This window comes from Streptomyces sp. 3330 (assembly GCF_031456635.1).
In the GTDB taxonomy this organism is placed as follows: Bacteria; Actinomycetota; Actinomycetes; order Streptomycetales; family Streptomycetaceae; genus Streptomyces.
Genome location: NZ_JAVDVA010000018.1, coordinates 21657 through 35814, shown reverse-complemented (window position 1 = coordinate 35814; position 14158 = coordinate 21657). Strand labels below are relative to the sequence as shown.

14 protein-coding genes are annotated in these 14158 nt (G+C 72.7%); 3 read left to right on the top strand and 11 right to left on the bottom strand.

Annotated features, from left to right (window positions below):
* Positions 1–122: 122 nt before the first annotated feature.
* Positions 123–1208 (bottom strand): prephenate dehydrogenase, encoded by a 1086-nt coding sequence (locus J2X68_RS27110; protein ID WP_310435189.1) that lies wholly within the window; start codon positions 1206–1208, stop codon positions 123–125.
* Entirely contained in the window at positions 1205–1567 is a 363-nt protein-coding gene (aroH, locus tag J2X68_RS27105; RefSeq protein WP_310435188.1) for a chorismate mutase, read from the bottom strand. The genes J2X68_RS27110 and aroH overlap by 4 nt, the downstream gene beginning before the upstream one ends.
* 192 nt (positions 1568–1759) lie before the next feature.
* Between aroH and J2X68_RS27100 the strand changes: the two genes are divergently transcribed.
* The 3 genes from J2X68_RS27100 to J2X68_RS27090 are packed head-to-tail and all read left to right on the top strand — an operon-like array spanning position 1760 to position 3442.
* Positions 1760–2419: a hypothetical protein gene (locus J2X68_RS27100; protein WP_310435187.1), complete on the top strand. Its 660-nt coding sequence runs from the start codon at positions 1760–1762 to the stop codon at positions 2417–2419.
* Between the two features lie 22 nt (positions 2420–2441).
* Complete coding sequence (locus tag J2X68_RS27095; protein WP_310435186.1) at positions 2442–3026, top strand: DUF6529 family protein; 585 nt, start codon at positions 2442–2444, stop codon at positions 3024–3026.
* Positions 3023–3442 (top strand): Rieske (2Fe-2S) protein, encoded by a 420-nt coding sequence (locus tag J2X68_RS27090; protein ID WP_310435185.1) that lies wholly within the window; start codon positions 3023–3025, stop codon positions 3440–3442. Before J2X68_RS27095 ends, J2X68_RS27090 begins: the two co-directional genes overlap by 4 nt.
* 12 nt (positions 3443–3454) lie before the next feature.
* Here J2X68_RS27090 and J2X68_RS27085 read toward each other — a convergent pair whose 3' ends face one another.
* From J2X68_RS27085 to J2X68_RS27045, 9 genes are all read right to left on the bottom strand, one after another.
* A complete protein-coding gene (locus tag J2X68_RS27085) occupies positions 3455–4477 on the bottom strand; it encodes an ADP-ribosylglycohydrolase family protein (RefSeq protein ID WP_310435184.1) in 1023 nt (340 codons plus the stop codon).
* On the bottom strand, positions 4474–5193 hold the full coding sequence (locus tag J2X68_RS27080; RefSeq protein ID WP_310435332.1) for an NUDIX domain-containing protein: 720 nt from the start codon (positions 5191–5193) through the stop codon (positions 4474–4476). Before J2X68_RS27080 ends, J2X68_RS27085 begins: the two co-directional genes overlap by 4 nt.
* A 96-nt stretch (positions 5194–5289) precedes the next feature.
* Complete coding sequence (locus tag J2X68_RS27075; protein ID WP_399040932.1) at positions 5290–6450, bottom strand: pseudouridine synthase; 1161 nt, start codon at positions 6448–6450, stop codon at positions 5290–5292.
* Positions 6447–7019, bottom strand: coding sequence for an SMC-Scp complex subunit ScpB (scpB, locus tag J2X68_RS27070; protein WP_399040993.1), 573 nt, complete (start codon positions 7017–7019; stop codon positions 6447–6449). Before scpB ends, J2X68_RS27075 begins: the two co-directional genes overlap by 4 nt.
* Positions 7020–7072: 53 nt before the next feature.
* Positions 7073–8308, bottom strand: a complete 1236-nt coding sequence (locus tag J2X68_RS27065; RefSeq protein ID WP_310435181.1) for a segregation/condensation protein A — start codon at positions 8306–8308, stop codon at positions 7073–7075.
* An 18-nt stretch (positions 8309–8326) separates the two neighbouring features.
* Positions 8327–8848 carry a hypothetical protein gene (locus tag J2X68_RS27060; protein WP_310435180.1) on the bottom strand — a complete coding sequence of 174 codons (522 nt, stop codon included), beginning with the start codon at positions 8846–8848 and terminating at the stop codon, positions 8327–8329.
* A gap of 41 nt (positions 8849–8889) precedes the next feature.
* Positions 8890–10026 carry a ParA family protein gene (locus tag J2X68_RS27055; protein WP_310435179.1) on the bottom strand — a complete coding sequence of 379 codons (1137 nt, stop codon included), beginning with the start codon at positions 10024–10026 and terminating at the stop codon, positions 8890–8892.
* A gap of 415 nt (positions 10027–10441) precedes the next feature.
* Complete coding sequence (gene ald / locus J2X68_RS27050; protein WP_310435178.1) at positions 10442–11566, bottom strand: alanine dehydrogenase; 1125 nt, start codon at positions 11564–11566, stop codon at positions 10442–10444.
* Between the two features lie 136 nt (positions 11567–11702).
* Positions 11703–13943 carry a tetratricopeptide repeat protein gene (locus J2X68_RS27045; RefSeq protein ID WP_310435177.1) on the bottom strand — a complete coding sequence of 747 codons (2241 nt, stop codon included), beginning with the start codon at positions 13941–13943 and terminating at the stop codon, positions 11703–11705.
* Positions 13944–14158: the final 215 nt, after the last annotated feature.

Here is a 14158-nt window from a genome sequence, read left to right as displayed (position 1 = left end):
CCTTCCTGGTGCGAGGCGGTGGGTGTGCGGGACGCGACCGCGCCCCGCACAAGGTTACCGGCCGCGCGTCACTCGTCCGGCCGGTGCCCGGTCCACACCGGGCTCCCGGGCCGCGGGACGCCCTACTGCCGGATCGCCCAGCCTCTCTCGCGCAGCGCCGAGGACAGCACCACGGCGGACTTCGGCTCGACCATCAGCTGCACCAGACCCGCCTGCTGCCCGGTCGCATGCTCGATGCGCACGTCCTCGATGTTGACGCCCGCCTGTCCGGCGTCGGCGAAGATGCGGGCCAGCTGACCGGGCTGGTCGTCGATGAGCACCGCGACGACCTCGTACGCCCGCGGAGCCGCGCCGTGCTTGCCGGGGACGCGGACCTGGCCCGCGTTGCCGCGCCGCAGGACGTCCTGGACGCCGTCGGCGCCCTCGCGGCGCTTGTCGTCGTCGCTGGACTGGAGGGCGCGCAGCGAGCGGACCGTCTCCTCCAGGTCGGCGGCGACGTCGGTGAGCAGGTCGGCGACCGGGCCCGGGTTCGCCGACAGGATGTCGATCCACATGCCGGGGTCGGAGGCGGCGATCCGGGTGACGTCCCGGATGCCCTGCCCGCACAGCCGTACGGCTGCCTCCTCGGCGTGCTCCAGACGGGCCGCGACCATGCTGGAGACCAGGTGCGGCATGTGGGAGACGAGCGCCACCGCGCGGTCGTGGGCGTCCGCGTCCATGACCACCGGGACGGCACGGCAGTGCGAGACCAGCTCCAGGGCGAGGTTCAGCACCTCGGTGTCGGTGTCCCGGGTCGGCGTCAGCACCCAGGGGCGGCCCTCGAACAGGTCACCGGTCGCGGCCAGCGGGCCCGACTTCTCCCGGCCGGACATCGGGTGGGTGCCGATGTACGCCGACAGGTCGAGGCCGAGCGCCTGCAGCTCGCGGCGCGGCCCGCCCTTGACGCTGGCCACGTCGAGGTAGCCGCGGGCCACCCCGCGGCGCATCGCGTCGGCGAGGACGCCGGCCACGTGCGCGGGCGGAGCGGCGACGATCGCGAGGTCGACCGGGCCCTCGGGCTCCGCGTCGGTGCCGGCGCCGAGCGCCGCCGCCGTGCGGGCCTGCCCGGGGTCGTGGTCGGCCAGGTGCACGACGACGCCCCGCTGGGCCAGGGCCAGCGCGGCGGACGTGCCGATCAGCCCGGTTCCGATGACGAGCGCGGTCCTCACTGGGCGATGTCCCTGCGCAGGGCGGCCGCGGCGCCGAGGTAGACGTGGGTGATGTCGGCGCGCGCCTGGTCGGTCTCGACGTGCGCGAGGATGCGCACGACCCGCGGCATGGCGCCCGCGATGTCGAGTTCCTGGGCGCAGATGAGCGGCACGTCGACGATGCCGAGCTTGCGGGCCGCGGCCGCCGGGAAGTCGCTGTGCAGGTCGGGGGTGGCCGTGAACCAGATGCTGATGAGGTCGTCGGCGCCGAGCGAGTTCCGCTCCAGGACGGCGGTGAGCAGGGCTCCGACCTGCTCGTCCATGTGGCCGGCCTCGTCCCGCTCCAGTTGGACGGCTCCCCGGACCGCTCGTACCGCCACGGTGCTGCTCCTTGCTGACGTACCGACTGCCGACTACGGCTCCTGACGCAGCCAGCCTAGTCAGCCCGCGCCGGTCCGGTGCGCGCCGCCCGCGTGCCGAGACGGGAACGCCTCCGTACGCCCTTTACTGCGGGTGAGGCCTGCGCTCTCATGGCTCTGACGGCAGGACACCCGCATCGGGGAAGGCCCGACATGAAGCGTCCAGGACCTTTGCTCACCCTTCTCGCGGGACTGGTGCTCGGCCTGTTCCTGCTGACGCTCGACGCGACGACCGGGGCGAAGACCGCCTCGTCCTCGTACGAGGAGACGTCACCGGGCCCGGCCCCCGCCCGGAGCACCGCCCCGGCCGCGTCCGCCCCGGCTCCCTCCCCCTCCCGCGTCCCGGCCACCGACGCCGACTACGCCGGCCGCACGGACGACGACGCGGCGTCGATCGCCGTCACCGTCCGCGACGGCAAGGCGATCGCGTACTACTGCGACGGCCGCGCCGAGGAGTCCTGGCTCAAGGGCGACGTCGAGGACGACGGCGCCCTGCGGCTCACCGGCGAGCACGGCGCGACACTCGACGGCACGCTCCGGGACGGCAAGCGCGTCGACGGCACGGTCACCGTGGGCGGCGGGCGGCACGCCTTCTCGGCGGACCGGGCGAAGAAGCCGTCCGGGCTGTGGCGGGCGACGGCCACGGTGCGCTCCGCGAAGATCGACGGCGGCTGGATCGTGCTGAAGGACGGCACCCAGGTCGGCGTCCTCACCCGGGACGGCAAGCCCTCCCCCGCGCCCCGCATCGACCCGGAGACCGGCGCGGTGACGGTCGACGGACAGCAGCTCACAGCCCGCCCCGCCACGCCCTGACCCCTTCGAGCAGGGAGCCCCCATGACCGTCGACCCGAACGCCGCCACCCAGGGCTTCCCCGGCCCCGGTCCCGCCGGGCGCGGCCCGCACCCCGCCCGCTATCTGGTCCCCGCGCTGGTCGCCGCCGCCGTGGCGCTCGCCCTGGGCGTGTACGGCAAGGTCCACGACCCGGCCGGGACGGCCTTCAATCTGGCCGGCTTCAGCAGCACGGGGGCGGTCAAGTCCTGGCTGGCGACGGCGGCGATGTCCTGCGCGCTGGTCCAGGTCGTGTCGGCCGCGATGCTGTACGGCAGGCTGCCGGGTCCGGCCTGGTCCGGCACGCTGCACCGCTGGTCGGGTCGCGCGGCCTTTCTGCTCGCGGTCCCGGTTGCGGTGCACTGCCTGTACGCGCTCGGCTGCCAGACCTATGAAATGCGCGTTGTGTGGCATTCCCTCCTGGGTTGTTTCTTCTTCGGCGCATTCAGTGCCAAGATGCTGCTGCTCCGTTCGGAGCGACTCCCGGGCTGGCTGCTGCCGGTCGTCGGCGGGCTCGTCTTCGCCCTGCTCACGATCGTCTGGCTGACCTCGGCCCTCTGGTTCTTCCGCACGTTCGGAGTGACGACATGACCCTCCCCGCGACACGGCGCACGGTTCTCCTGGCGACGGGCGGCGCGGCAGCCGCGCTCGCCACGGGCTGCGGCGAGTACGGCAACGAGGACGACTCCTCGTCCCAGCAGTCCCCGAAAGCCTCCGCCGGCCAGGAGCTGGCGAAGACGACCGACATCCCCGTCGGCGGCGGCAAGATCTTCGCCGAGGAGAAGGTCGTCGTCACCCAGCCGGCGAAGGACGACTTCAAGGCGTTCTCCGCGGTCTGCACCCATCAGGGCTGCACCGTCGGCAGCGTCGCCGACGGCCTCATCCACTGCCCCTGCCACAAGAGCGAGTTCCGTATCGCCGACGGCTCGGTGGCCGGCGGCCCCGCGACGAAGGCGCTGCCCGCGGAGCAGATCACCGTCGAGGGCGGCGCGATCAAGCTGGCCTGAGGCCGGGGCCGGTCACTGGTCCCAGAGCGCCCCGAGCGTCACCAGCTCCCCCTGGTGCTCGATGCGGTCCGCCCACGCCGTCGGCCAGGCGTCCGCCCCGGCGTACGCGCCCGCGAAGGCGCCCGCCAGACAGGCGATGGAGTCGGAGTCCCCGGAGGAGCAGGCGGCCCGGCGCAGGGCGGTCACCGGCTCGTCGGGGAAGAGCAGGAAGCACAGCAGACCGGTCGCCATGGCCTCCTCGGCGATCCACCCCTCCCCCGTGGCCAGGCACGGGTCGTCCTCGGGCGCCGGGTCGCGCAGCGCCTCCTGGAGGCGGTCCAGCACACCGAGGCACTCGTCCCAGCCACGGGCGATGAAGTGCTCCGGGCCGGGGTCCTGGCTGCGGGTCCACAGGTCGCCGAGCCAGCGGTGGTGGTAGCGGGAGCGGTTGTCGACGGCGTAGGCCCTCAGGAGGCCGATCAGGGCCGCGGGCTCGGCGCCCTGGGTGAGCAGGCGTACGGCGTGGGCGGTGAGGTCGGAGGCGGCGAGCGCGGTGGGATGGCCGTGGGTGAAGGCGGACTGGAGCTGCGCGGCGCCGGCACGCTGCTCCTCGCTGAGCCCGGGCACGAGTCCGACGGGGGCCACCCGCATGTTGGCGCCACAGCCCTTGGAACCGATCTGGCTGGCGTCCCGCCAGTCGCGTCGCTCGTCCTTGAGCAGGTTGCACGCCGTCAGGCAGGTCCGCCCGGGGGCCCGGTTGTTGTCCGGCGACTGGTACCAGTCCACGAACTCCTCGCGCAGCGGGCGCGCGAGCGACGCCGGCACGAGCAGCCCGCGGTCCATGGCCGTCCGCAGGGCCCGCCCCACGGCGAGGGTCATCTGGGTGTCGTCGGAGACGAACGCGCGCTTCGGCAGCTCCATCTCCCGCCAGGGCCCGCACTTGGCGAGGATCGACGGGACGTCATGGAACTCGGTGGGGAACCCGAGCGCGTCCCCGAGCGCGAGACCCAGCAGGGACCCGGTGGCGCGCTTCCTGACGGTGGTCGAGGTGGTCATGCGGTTCGTCCTTCCCGGGGCGGTCGCAGCAGGGGCGGGTGGAGCGCGGTGGCCGCGCCCGCCCGGTAGAGGGCGGCGGGCTTGCCGCGGCCGCCGGTGAGGCGCGCGCCACCGGGCACGGGCTCGACGAAGCCCGGGGTGGCGAGCACCTTGCGGCGGAAGTTGGGCCGGTCGAGGCCGGTCCCCCACACCGTCTCGTAGACCTGCCGCAGCTCGCCGAGGGTGAACTCCGGCGGGCAGAAGGCCGTGGCGAGGCAGGTGTACTCGAGCTTGGCGCCGACCCGGTCGTGGGCGTCGGCCAGGATGCGGTCGTGGTCGAAGGCGAGCCGCTCCGCGTCGTCGTACGGCAGCCAGCGCGCCTGGGCCGCGTCGCCGCCGCCCGTCGGCTCGGGGGCATCGGGCAGCAGTGCGGCGAACGCGACGGACACGACCCGCATCCGGGGGTCGCGGTCGGGTTCGCTGTAGGTGCGCAGCTGTTCGAGGTGCAGTCCGGAGACGTCCTTCAGGCCGGTCTCCTCGGCGAGTTCCCGCCGGGCGGCGGTCTCCGCGGACTCGTCGGGCAGCACGAAGCCGCCCGGCAGCGCCCACCGGCCGGCGTACGGCTCCTGGCCGCGCTCGACGAGCAGGACGTGCAGGCCGCCCGCGCGGAGCGTGAGGACGGCGAGATCGACGGTGACGGCGAAGGGTTCGTAGGCGTACTTGTCGTATCCCCGCACGACGAACACCCCCTCTTAATAGTCATCACGACTATAAAAAGGGGGTGCGGTCGGGCACAAGCCCCGGGAGTCTCGGAAGTCCCCGGAGTACGGCTCCTAGAGCTCGACTTCCTTCATCAGCATGCCGACCTCGGTGTTGGACAGCCTTCGCAGCCAGCCCGACTTCTGGTCGCCCAGGGTGATCGGGCCGAAGGCGACGCGGACCAGCTTGTCGACCGGGAAGCCGGCCTCGGCCAGCATCCGGCGCACGATGTGCTTGCGGCCCTCGTGCAGGGTCACCTCGACCAGGTAGTTCTTGCCGGTCTGCTCGACGACCCGGAAGTGGTCCGCCTTCGCGTACCCGTCCTCCAGCTGGATGCCGTCCTTCAGGCGCTTGCCCAGGTCACGCGGGATGGGACCCACGATGTGGGCGAGGTAGACCTTCTTCACGCCGTACTTGGGGTGGGTCAGCCGGTGCGCCAGCTCGCCGTGGTTGGTGAGCAGGATGACGCCCTCGGTCTCGGTGTCGAGCCGCCCGACGTGGAACAGCCGCGTCTCGCGGTTGGTCACGTAGTCGCCGAGGCACTGACGGCCCTCGGTGTCCTCCATCGTGGAGACGACGCCGGCCGGCTTGTTCAGCGAGAAGAACTGGTACGACTGCGTGGCGACCGTCAGACCGTCGACCTTGACCTCGTCGTTCTCCGGGTCGACGCGCTTGCCCTGCTCCAGGACGATCTCGCCGTTGACCTCGACCCGCGCCTGCTCGATCAGTTCCTCGCAGGCGCGCCGGGAACCGTAGCCCGCGCGCGCGAGGACCTTCTGCAGCCGCTCGCCCTCCTGCTCGGCGCCCGGGAAGGTCTTGGGCAGCTTGATGTCCTTCTTGCCTGCGTACCGGTCCCGGTTGCGCTCCTCGGCCCGCGTCTCGTACTCGCGGGAGCGGGCCGGCTCCGTGCGGCCGCCGCGCTGCTGGCCCTGCTTGGGGCCGCCCTTGGCGCCGCCCCGGGCGGCACCGCCGCGCCCGGCCTTCGGGCCCTCGTGGGTGGCGCCGGGGCCTACGTCGTAGCGCCGCTCCTCGGGACGGGGCTTGCTCGGACGCTTCGGCCTGTCGTCACGGCCCGCCGCACCCGTCGGCCTGTCGTCACGGCCTGCCGAGCCGCCCCTGGGCCTGTCGTCACGGCCTCCCGCGCCGCCCCTCGGCCGGGAACCGCCCCCGCCGGTCCCCCGGGGCTTGCCGCGCCCGTTGTTCCTGCCACTGCCGCTGCCACTGCTTCGCATCAAAGTTCCGTCGTCGTCGTGTCGTCTGCATCTGCATCCGGTGCGTCCGGATCGAACGACGGGACCCCTTCCAGCATCTCGGCCTCGATCGCCTCCGCCTCGGGGAGAAAGGGCGCGAGCTCCGGGAGCTCGTCCAGACCGCGCAGGCCCATCCGCTCCAGAAAGTAGTTCGTCGTCACGTACAGGATCGCACCTGTTTCGGGTTCCGCGCCCGCCTCCTCGACCAGACCGCGCTGGAGCAGGGTGCGCATCACGCCGTCGCAGTTCACTCCGCGCACCGCGGAGACCCTGCTGCGGCTCACCGGCTGGCGGTACGCGACGACCGCCAGGGTCTCCAGCGCCGCCTGGGTCAGCCGGGCCTGCTGGCCGTCCAGCACGAAGCCCTCGACGGCCGCCGCGTACGCGGGCCGGCTGTAGAACCGCCAGCCGCCCGCGATGAGCCTGAGCTCGAAGCCGCGCCCCTGGACGGTGTACTCGTCGGCCAGCTCGCGCAGCGCGTCCGCGATCTTGCGCCGGGGCCGCTGGAGGATCTTCGCGAGGTGCTCCTCGGTCGCGGGCTCGTCGACGACCATCAGGACGGCCTCCAGGGCCGGCTTGAGGTCGAGTGCGGCGACGGTCTCCTCGGTCACGTCTTCGTCTCCTTCTCGGGCTCCTCGGGCGGCCGGTCGAACTCGTCCGTGACCCTCGGCTGCGCGTCCCCGTCGCCGCCGGTCCAGCGCACCAGCAGCTCGCCGAGCGCGGTCTCCTGGTCGAGGGCGACCGCCTTCTCGCGGTACAGCTCCAGCAGCGCCAGGAAGCGGGCCACGACGGTGAGGGTGTCCTCGGTGTCCGCCACCAGCGTGCGGAAGCTGGTCTCGCCGAGCTCCCTGAGCCGTGCGACGACGATCCCGGCCTGTTCCTGCACGCTGACCAGCGGCGCGTGGATGTGGTCGACGTACACCTGCGGTTTCGCCCGGGGCTGCATCGCCTTGACCGCGAGCCGCGCGAACCCCTCCGGGCCGATGCTGATGACGACCTCGGGCAGCAGTTCCGCGTGGTGCGGTTCGAGACCGACGGTACGGGGGTAGCGCCGGGCCTCGCTCTCCAGCCGCTGCGTGAAGATGTCGGCGACCCGCTTGTAGGCCCGGTACTGGAGCAGCCGGGCGAACAGCAGGTCCCGGGCCTCCAGGAGGGCCAGGTCGGCCTCGTCCTCGACCTCGGCGGCGGGCAGCAGACGGGCCGCCTTGAGATCGAGCAGCGTGGCGGCCACGACCAGGAACTCGGTCGTCTGGTCCAGGTCCCAGTCGGGACCCATCGCCCGGATGTGCGCCATGAACTCGTCGGTCACCTTGGACAGCGCGACCTCGGTGACGTCCAGCTTGTGCTTGGAGATCAGCTGGAGCAGCAGGTCGAAGGGCCCCTCGAAGTTGGCGAGGCGGACCTTGAAGACGCCGTCGGCAGCCTGCTCGGCCTCCGGAACGGCTTCCGGACCCCCGGAAACCGGTACACCCGGTTCCGCCGCCGCCCCGGACCCGACGGACTCCGGGCTCACGGGCTCGGGGTCCAGGGATTCCGGGCTCACGGGCTCCGGATCCACGGGGGCCACGGATTCCGGGGCCACGGACTCCGAGTCCTCCTCGGGTTCCGGCACACCGGGTGCCGGTCCGACCGGGCCCGGCACAAAGGAAGCCGGTCCGACCGGGTCCGCGACCACGGGATCCGTGTCGCGCGGGTCCGGTACGACGGGATCCGGGGCCGGTTCCGCCGCCGGCCCGGAGTCCGGCTCGGCGGGGACCGGGGCCGTCCCGGGCCCCCGGCCCAGCGCACGCCGACGGCCGGCTGCTGCGCCGGAGCCGGGGACGGGAGCGTCGTTCGAGGTCATGGCCCCCGCAGGCTACCGCTACCGCCCGCGAAGTCGTCGTACGAGGATGCTGGCGTCCCCGCGGCTCTCCAGGTCGGCGAGGACCACGGCGACCGCCTCGCGGACGATGCGCCCCCGGTCCACGGCCAGCCCGTGCTCGCCGCGGAGCACCAGCCGGGCGTGCTCCAGATCCATGAGCTCCTCGGCGGAGACATAGACGGTGATCTTCTCGTCGTGCCGCTCGCGGCCGCTGGGCCTGCGGGACGCCTGCCGGCCGCGCTTGCGCGACTGGCCGTCGGCGGAGGCAGAACCTTCCTGCGGGCCCTGGCGCCGCTCGGGGCGCTCCCCCGGGGCGCCCCGGGTGCGGGACTCCCCGGCGTCGCCCTGGCCGGCGTCGGCCGCCGCGTGCTCGGCGCCCTCGCCGTCACCGCCCTGCGCGGGCACCGCCTGCGGCGCGTCCTCCGCGCCGCCGGCCGCCACCGCGTCGCTCTCGCCGGCCGGCGCCGGAACCCGGGCCTCGCCGTTGGCGGGGCGCCGGGGCGCGGACGGCTGAAGCGCCATTCCCCCTGTCGTACGGAAGAGTTCGTCGGCCCCCGGCAGACTCACTCGGCGTGACACCGGGCGAGCACCTCCCTGGCGAGCTGGCGGTAGGCGGCGGCGCCGACGGAGTTGGAGGCGTACGTGGTGATCGGCTCACCGGCGACCGTGGTCTCCGGGAAGCGGACCGTGCGCCCGATGACCGTGTGGTAGACGTGGTCGTCGAAGGCCTCGACGACCCGCGCGAGCACCTCGCGGCTGTGCACCGTGCGCGAGTCGTACATCGTGGCGAGGATCCCGTCGAGTTCCAGTTCCGGGTTGAGCCGTTCCTGGACCTTCTCGATGGTCTCGGTCAGCAGCGCCACACCCCGGAGGGCGAAGAACTCGCACTCCAGCGGCACGATCACCTTGTGAGCGGCCGTCAGGGCGTTGACGGTGAGCAGACCGAGCGAGGGCTGGCAGTCGATGACGATGTAGTCGTAGTCGTCCATCAGCGGCTTGAGCGCACGCTGGAGCGTGGACTCGCGCGCGACCTCGGAGACCAGCTGGACCTCGGCGGCCGACAGGTCGATGTTGCTGGGCAGCAGGTCCATGTTCGGGACCGCTGTCTTCAGGAGCACCTCGTCCGCCGCCATGCCCCGCTCCATGAGCAGGTTGTAGACGGTGAGGTCGAGCTCCATCGGGTTGACGCCCAGACCGACCGACAGCGCGCCCTGCGGGTCGAAGTCCACGAGCAGTACGCGCCGACCGTACTCCGCGAGTGCGGCGCCCAGGTTGATGGTCGACGTCGTCTTGCCCACGCCGCCCTTCTGGTTGCACATCGCGATGATCGTCGCGGGGCCGTGCTGGGTCAGCGGGCCCGGGATCGGGAAGTACGGCAGCGGGCGTCCGGTCGGACCGACGCGCTCACGGCGCTGTCGGGCCGCGTCGGGCGCGAGCGTGGCCGCGTACTCCGGATCCGGCTCGTACTCGGCGTCGGGGTCGTAGAAATGCCCTTCGGGCAGTTCGTCGTAGTCGGCGAAGTGGTTGCGGGGCGCGCCACTTCCGTCGCCGGCCATGGCGTTCACGTGATGGCCATCCATGCTCTGGTGTGCTGACAGAGCCATATGGGGGCTGCGCTGGCTCTGGTGGGCTGCGAAGGTTCGGACAGCGACGGAGCCGACAGCCTCTGGCCCCGCGGAGACCTGGGCCCGCGTCGGCATTCCTGGTTGACCACCCCCGGGAGCAAATGTCGACTCATTCACAAGTCGTCTTACCTCCTTGGTGACCAGGAAACTTCTAGACAAGGTCAGCGTGGCACCATGCCGACGGTTGGCGACTCTATGGCGTGTCGGGCGTCCGCAGCAACACAATCCGCCGGACCCGGCCCGATGTGTCGGCAATGAAACATCCCGCTGTCAAGGGCGTACGGCCGTCGCACGGCAGGTTTCGCCGGTGTACGAATCGGTCGAAGCGTTGCGTTCGAGGCGAGTTGGCCGAGAGCCGCAAAGTGACCATACACACATCCGGCCGGACCTTGTCGGGCAAGGTCCGGCCGGGTGTGCGGGGTTGACGACCTGTGTTGACGTATCGCCTTTTCCCTGGGCGTGACTTGGCCGATCGGGTCGGCGCGGGGGCTCAGCCGAGCAGCTGGTCCAGCTCCACGTGCTCCAGGCCGTGCGCCTCCGCGACCTCACGGTAAACGACCTTGCCGTCATGGGTGTTGAGGCCCTTGGCCAGCGCGGCATCGCGGCGCAGCGCCTCCACCCAGCCCTTGTCGGCGAGTTCGACGATGTACGGCAGCGTGGCGTTGGTGAGCGCGTAGGTGGAGGTGTTGGGGACCGCGCCGGGCATGTTGGCGACGCAGTAGAAGACCGACTCGTGGACCGGGAAGGTCGGCTCGGCGTGGGTGGTCGGACGGGAGTCCTCGAAGCAACCACCCTGGTCGATCGCGATGTCGACAAGGACACTTCCGGGCTTCATCCGGGACACGAGCTCGTTGGTGACCAGCTTGGGGGCCTTGGCGCCCGGGATGAGGACCGCGCCGATGACGAGGTCGGCCTCGAGGCAGGCCTTCTCCAGTTCGAAGGCGTTGGAGACGACCGTCTGGATCTTCGTACCGAAGATCTTGTCGGCCTCCTTGAGCTTGTTGATGTCGCGGTCGAGCAGCGTCACGTGGAAGCCCATGCCGATGGCGATCTGCGCCGCGTTCCAGCCGGAGACGCCGCCGCCGATGACGACCGCCTTGGCGGCCAGCACGCCGGGCACACCGCCGGGCAGCACACCGCGGCCGCCGTTGGCGCGCATCAGGTGGTAGGCGCCGACCTGCGGGGCCAGCCGGCCCGCGACCTCGGACATCGGGGCCAGCAGCGGCAGCGCGCGGCCGGGAAGCTCGACGGTCTCGTAGGCGATGGCCGTGGTACCGGACTCCACCAGGGCGTCCGTGCACTCCTTCGACGCGGCCAGGTGCAGGTAGGTGAAGAGCGTCTGGTCCTTGCGGAGGCGGTGGTACTCCTCGGCGATGGGTTCCTTGACCTTCAGCAGCAGGTCGGCGGTGGCCCACACCTCGTCGGCGGTCTCGAGGATGCGCGCGCCGGCGGCCACGTACTCCTCGTCCGTGATGGACGAGCCGACACCGGCGTTGCGTTCGACGACGACCTGGTGGCCGTGGCGCACCAGTTCGTGCACGCCGGCCGGGGTGATGGCCACCCGGAACTCGTTGTTCTTGACCTCGCGGGGGATGCCGACCTTCACGTGGATCACGGTCCTTGGCTCGATAGGTGTGGGGGCACAGCAAAGACATACCCGGAGATACAGGGCACACCGGGATGCACCGCAGGAGAACGAGCGGCAGAGCCAGTCTAATGAAGGCGTTCCTGCTGTCTAGCCTTTCATTGCATCAATCTTCAGCGGATGTACTACGGATTTCGCAGGTGTTAGCGCGGTGTTCCGGGAGATCAGGCCGTTCTGGCCCTGCCGTCGGCCCCTGCCCGGGCCCTGGCTCCGGCCCCGACTCGGGCTGCGAGTCCGGTTCCGGCGCCGCTTCCGGCCTCGGCGCCGGTGCCGCTTCCGGCCTCGGTACCGGTGCCGCTTCCGGCGCCGGTGCCGACGCCGACGACCGCGGCTCCGGCTCCGGATCCGGCTCGCGGCCCGGGGGCTCCTCTCCCAGGATGCGCTCGGCCGCGCTGCGGTGCAGGCCGGCCGCCACCGGGTCGCCGAGGTGCTCCAGGGTGTCGGCCAGCCTCAGCTGCACCGCGGCCTGCAGACGCGTGTCCTCGGCGCGCCGGGCCCACTCCACCGCCTCCTCGCAGGTGCGCAGCGAGTCCTCGGGGCGCCCCGCGTACTCCTGGACCCGGGCCAGCTCGCTCAGCGCCCGCGCGTGCGCGCCGACGTCGCCGTTCTTGCGGTGGCCGGCGGCCGCGGCCCGCCAGGCCCGCTGCGCCTCGCCGTAGCGGCCCGCGTAGGTGTGCGCGGTGGCGATCCGGCCGTAGAGCCGGGCGGCGTCCGCGCGCTCGTCGCGGGCCAGCCGCTGGGCGAGGGCCCGTCCGAACCAGTCGGCGGCCCGGTCGTAGTCCCCGAGCTCGAGATGCGCGCCGCCTACGGATTCCATCGCGCGACCGATCGCATACGGGTCGCCGGCCTCGCGTCCGGCGTCCAGAGCGGCCCGGTAACGCACCAGGGCCTCCGCCGTACGGCCGGTCCTGGCGTCCACGTCGGCCAGGTTCAGCAGCGCGGCCGCCCTCTCGCGGGGCAGGTTCCGCCGCTCGGCCACGTCCAGGACCAGCTGATGGACGCCGTACAGGTCGGGCGCGGCGGCCTGGGTGCCGAAGTGCGCGACCATCGCCCTGACCAGCTGGGACATCAGACGGCGGGCCAGGGTGTCCAGCTCGCCGTCGGCGACCGCCAGCCGGGCCGAGGCGAGCAGGGCGGGCCGCCGGACCCGCAGCCAGTCGGCGGCCGCGCGCGGGCCGGGGAAGCGCAGGGCGCTGGGCATGCCCTGGAGCTTCTCGCGGGCCTGGGGGTTGTCGGTCTCGGTGACGGCCCGGCAGGACTGGAGCAGCCGCACGGTCCGCTCCAGCATGCGGGCGCGGGCCAGCTGGAGCTCGGCCGGGCGGTCGTGGGTCTCCGCGGCGGCCCGCAGCAGGGGGTGCAGACAGGCGGGCACCTCGTACTGGGGCAGCGGGGAGTCCAGGACCCGCAGCAGGCCCAGGGCGGCGAGGTCGTCCAGGGTGGTGCGGGCGGCGCCCACCGAGCAGCCGGCCAGCGCGGAGGCGGTGTGCGGGTCCGCCAGGCCCGCCGGGGCCAGGCAGAGCAGTCGCAGTATCCGGGCTGCGGGGGCGGGCAGCCCGGCGTGCACGAGCCGGAAGACCCGGCTGAGCGGGGAGCCCTCGTCGCCCTCCGTGTGGAGCTGCTTGGCGAGGTCGGCGACGGCCGCCTTGGGGCGGGCGGCGAGCCAGCCGCCCGCCAGGTTCAGCGCGGCCGGCTGGCCCTGGCAGGCCTCCACGAGAGCCTCGGCGGAGCGCGGGTCGACCGTGATGCGGACCGAGCCGGTGTACCGGCTCAGCAGTTCGAGGGCGGACTTGGTGTCCAGGCCGCCCAGGGTGCAGGGCCGGACGTCCGCGATGCCGGTGAGCGGTCCGGCCGAGACGGCGACGAGGAGGCACCGGGGGGTGTCCGGGAGCAGCGCGTCGACCTGTTCGGCGCCGGCCGCGTCGTCGAGCAGGAGCAGCACACGGCGCTCCGCGAGGCTCTGGCGCAGAAGGGCCGCGAGATCGTCCTCGTCGGCGCCCGGCGGGGTCGGCACGTCCAGCGCGGTGAGCAGTTCACGGGCGGCCCGCTCGACCGGCACGGGTGTGCCGTCGGGTTCGGCGAGGCGGGCGCGCAGAACGCCGTCCCGGTAGCGGTCGGCGACCTGCCTGACGAGTTCCTCGGCGAGCGCCGTACGCCCGGAGCCGGGCCGCCCGGCGATGAGGAGCACGCGCGCGCGGGGCGCCTTCTTCCCCGAGATGGTGTCCAGCCCGGCGCGCTCGATGTCGGCGCGCAGTTCTTTCAACTCGCGGACTCTGCCCAGGAAATGGCCCTCTGTCGCAGCGTGTCCCGACAGCTGCACGCCGCCTGTGTCCACTGCCTGATCCGTCACGGGCCACACTCCCGTCCCACCGCACGCGCAAGCCCGCCGGGACTCCGGATCGGGCGATTCCAGAGCCTAGTTCACGCTCTGCGACGTTCCGGGTGGAGTACGGCGGGCAGGGCCGGGACATCCCCCGATCGGATCAGCCGATCGTCACACCGGGAAGGCCCGGGATGGCTCGGGAAGGCTCGGGAAGGCTCGGGAAGGGACGCGCCGAGGCGGCC

What these genes read in the sequence shown, in the direction of transcription:
- J2X68_RS27100 (WP_310435187.1), top strand. Translation starts at nt 1,760, where the DNA reads ATGAAGCGTCCAGGACCTTTGCTCACCCTTCTCGCGGGACTGGTGCTC.
- J2X68_RS27095 (WP_310435186.1), top strand. Translation starts at nt 2,442, where the DNA reads ATGACCGTCGACCCGAACGCCGCCACCCAGGGCTTCCCCGGCCCCGGT.
- J2X68_RS27090 (WP_310435185.1), top strand. Translation starts at nt 3,023, where the DNA reads ATGACCCTCCCCGCGACACGGCGCACGGTTCTCCTGGCGACGGGCGGC.
- J2X68_RS27085 (WP_310435184.1), bottom strand. Translation starts at nt 4,477, where the DNA reads ATGACCACCTCGACCACCGTCAGGAAGCGCGCCACCGGGTCCCTGCTG.
- scpB (WP_399040993.1), bottom strand. Translation starts at nt 7,019, where the DNA reads ATGGTCGTCGACGAGCCCGCGACCGAGGAGCACCTCGCGAAGATCCTC.
- J2X68_RS27065 (WP_310435181.1), bottom strand. Translation starts at nt 8,308, where the DNA reads ATGACCTCGAACGACGCTCCCGTCCCCGGCTCCGGCGCAGCAGCCGGC.
- J2X68_RS27060 (WP_310435180.1), bottom strand. Translation starts at nt 8,848, where the DNA reads ATGGCGCTTCAGCCGTCCGCGCCCCGGCGCCCCGCCAACGGCGAGGCC.
- J2X68_RS27055 (WP_310435179.1), bottom strand. Translation starts at nt 10,026, where the DNA reads ATGCCGACGCGGGCCCAGGTCTCCGCGGGGCCAGAGGCTGTCGGCTCC.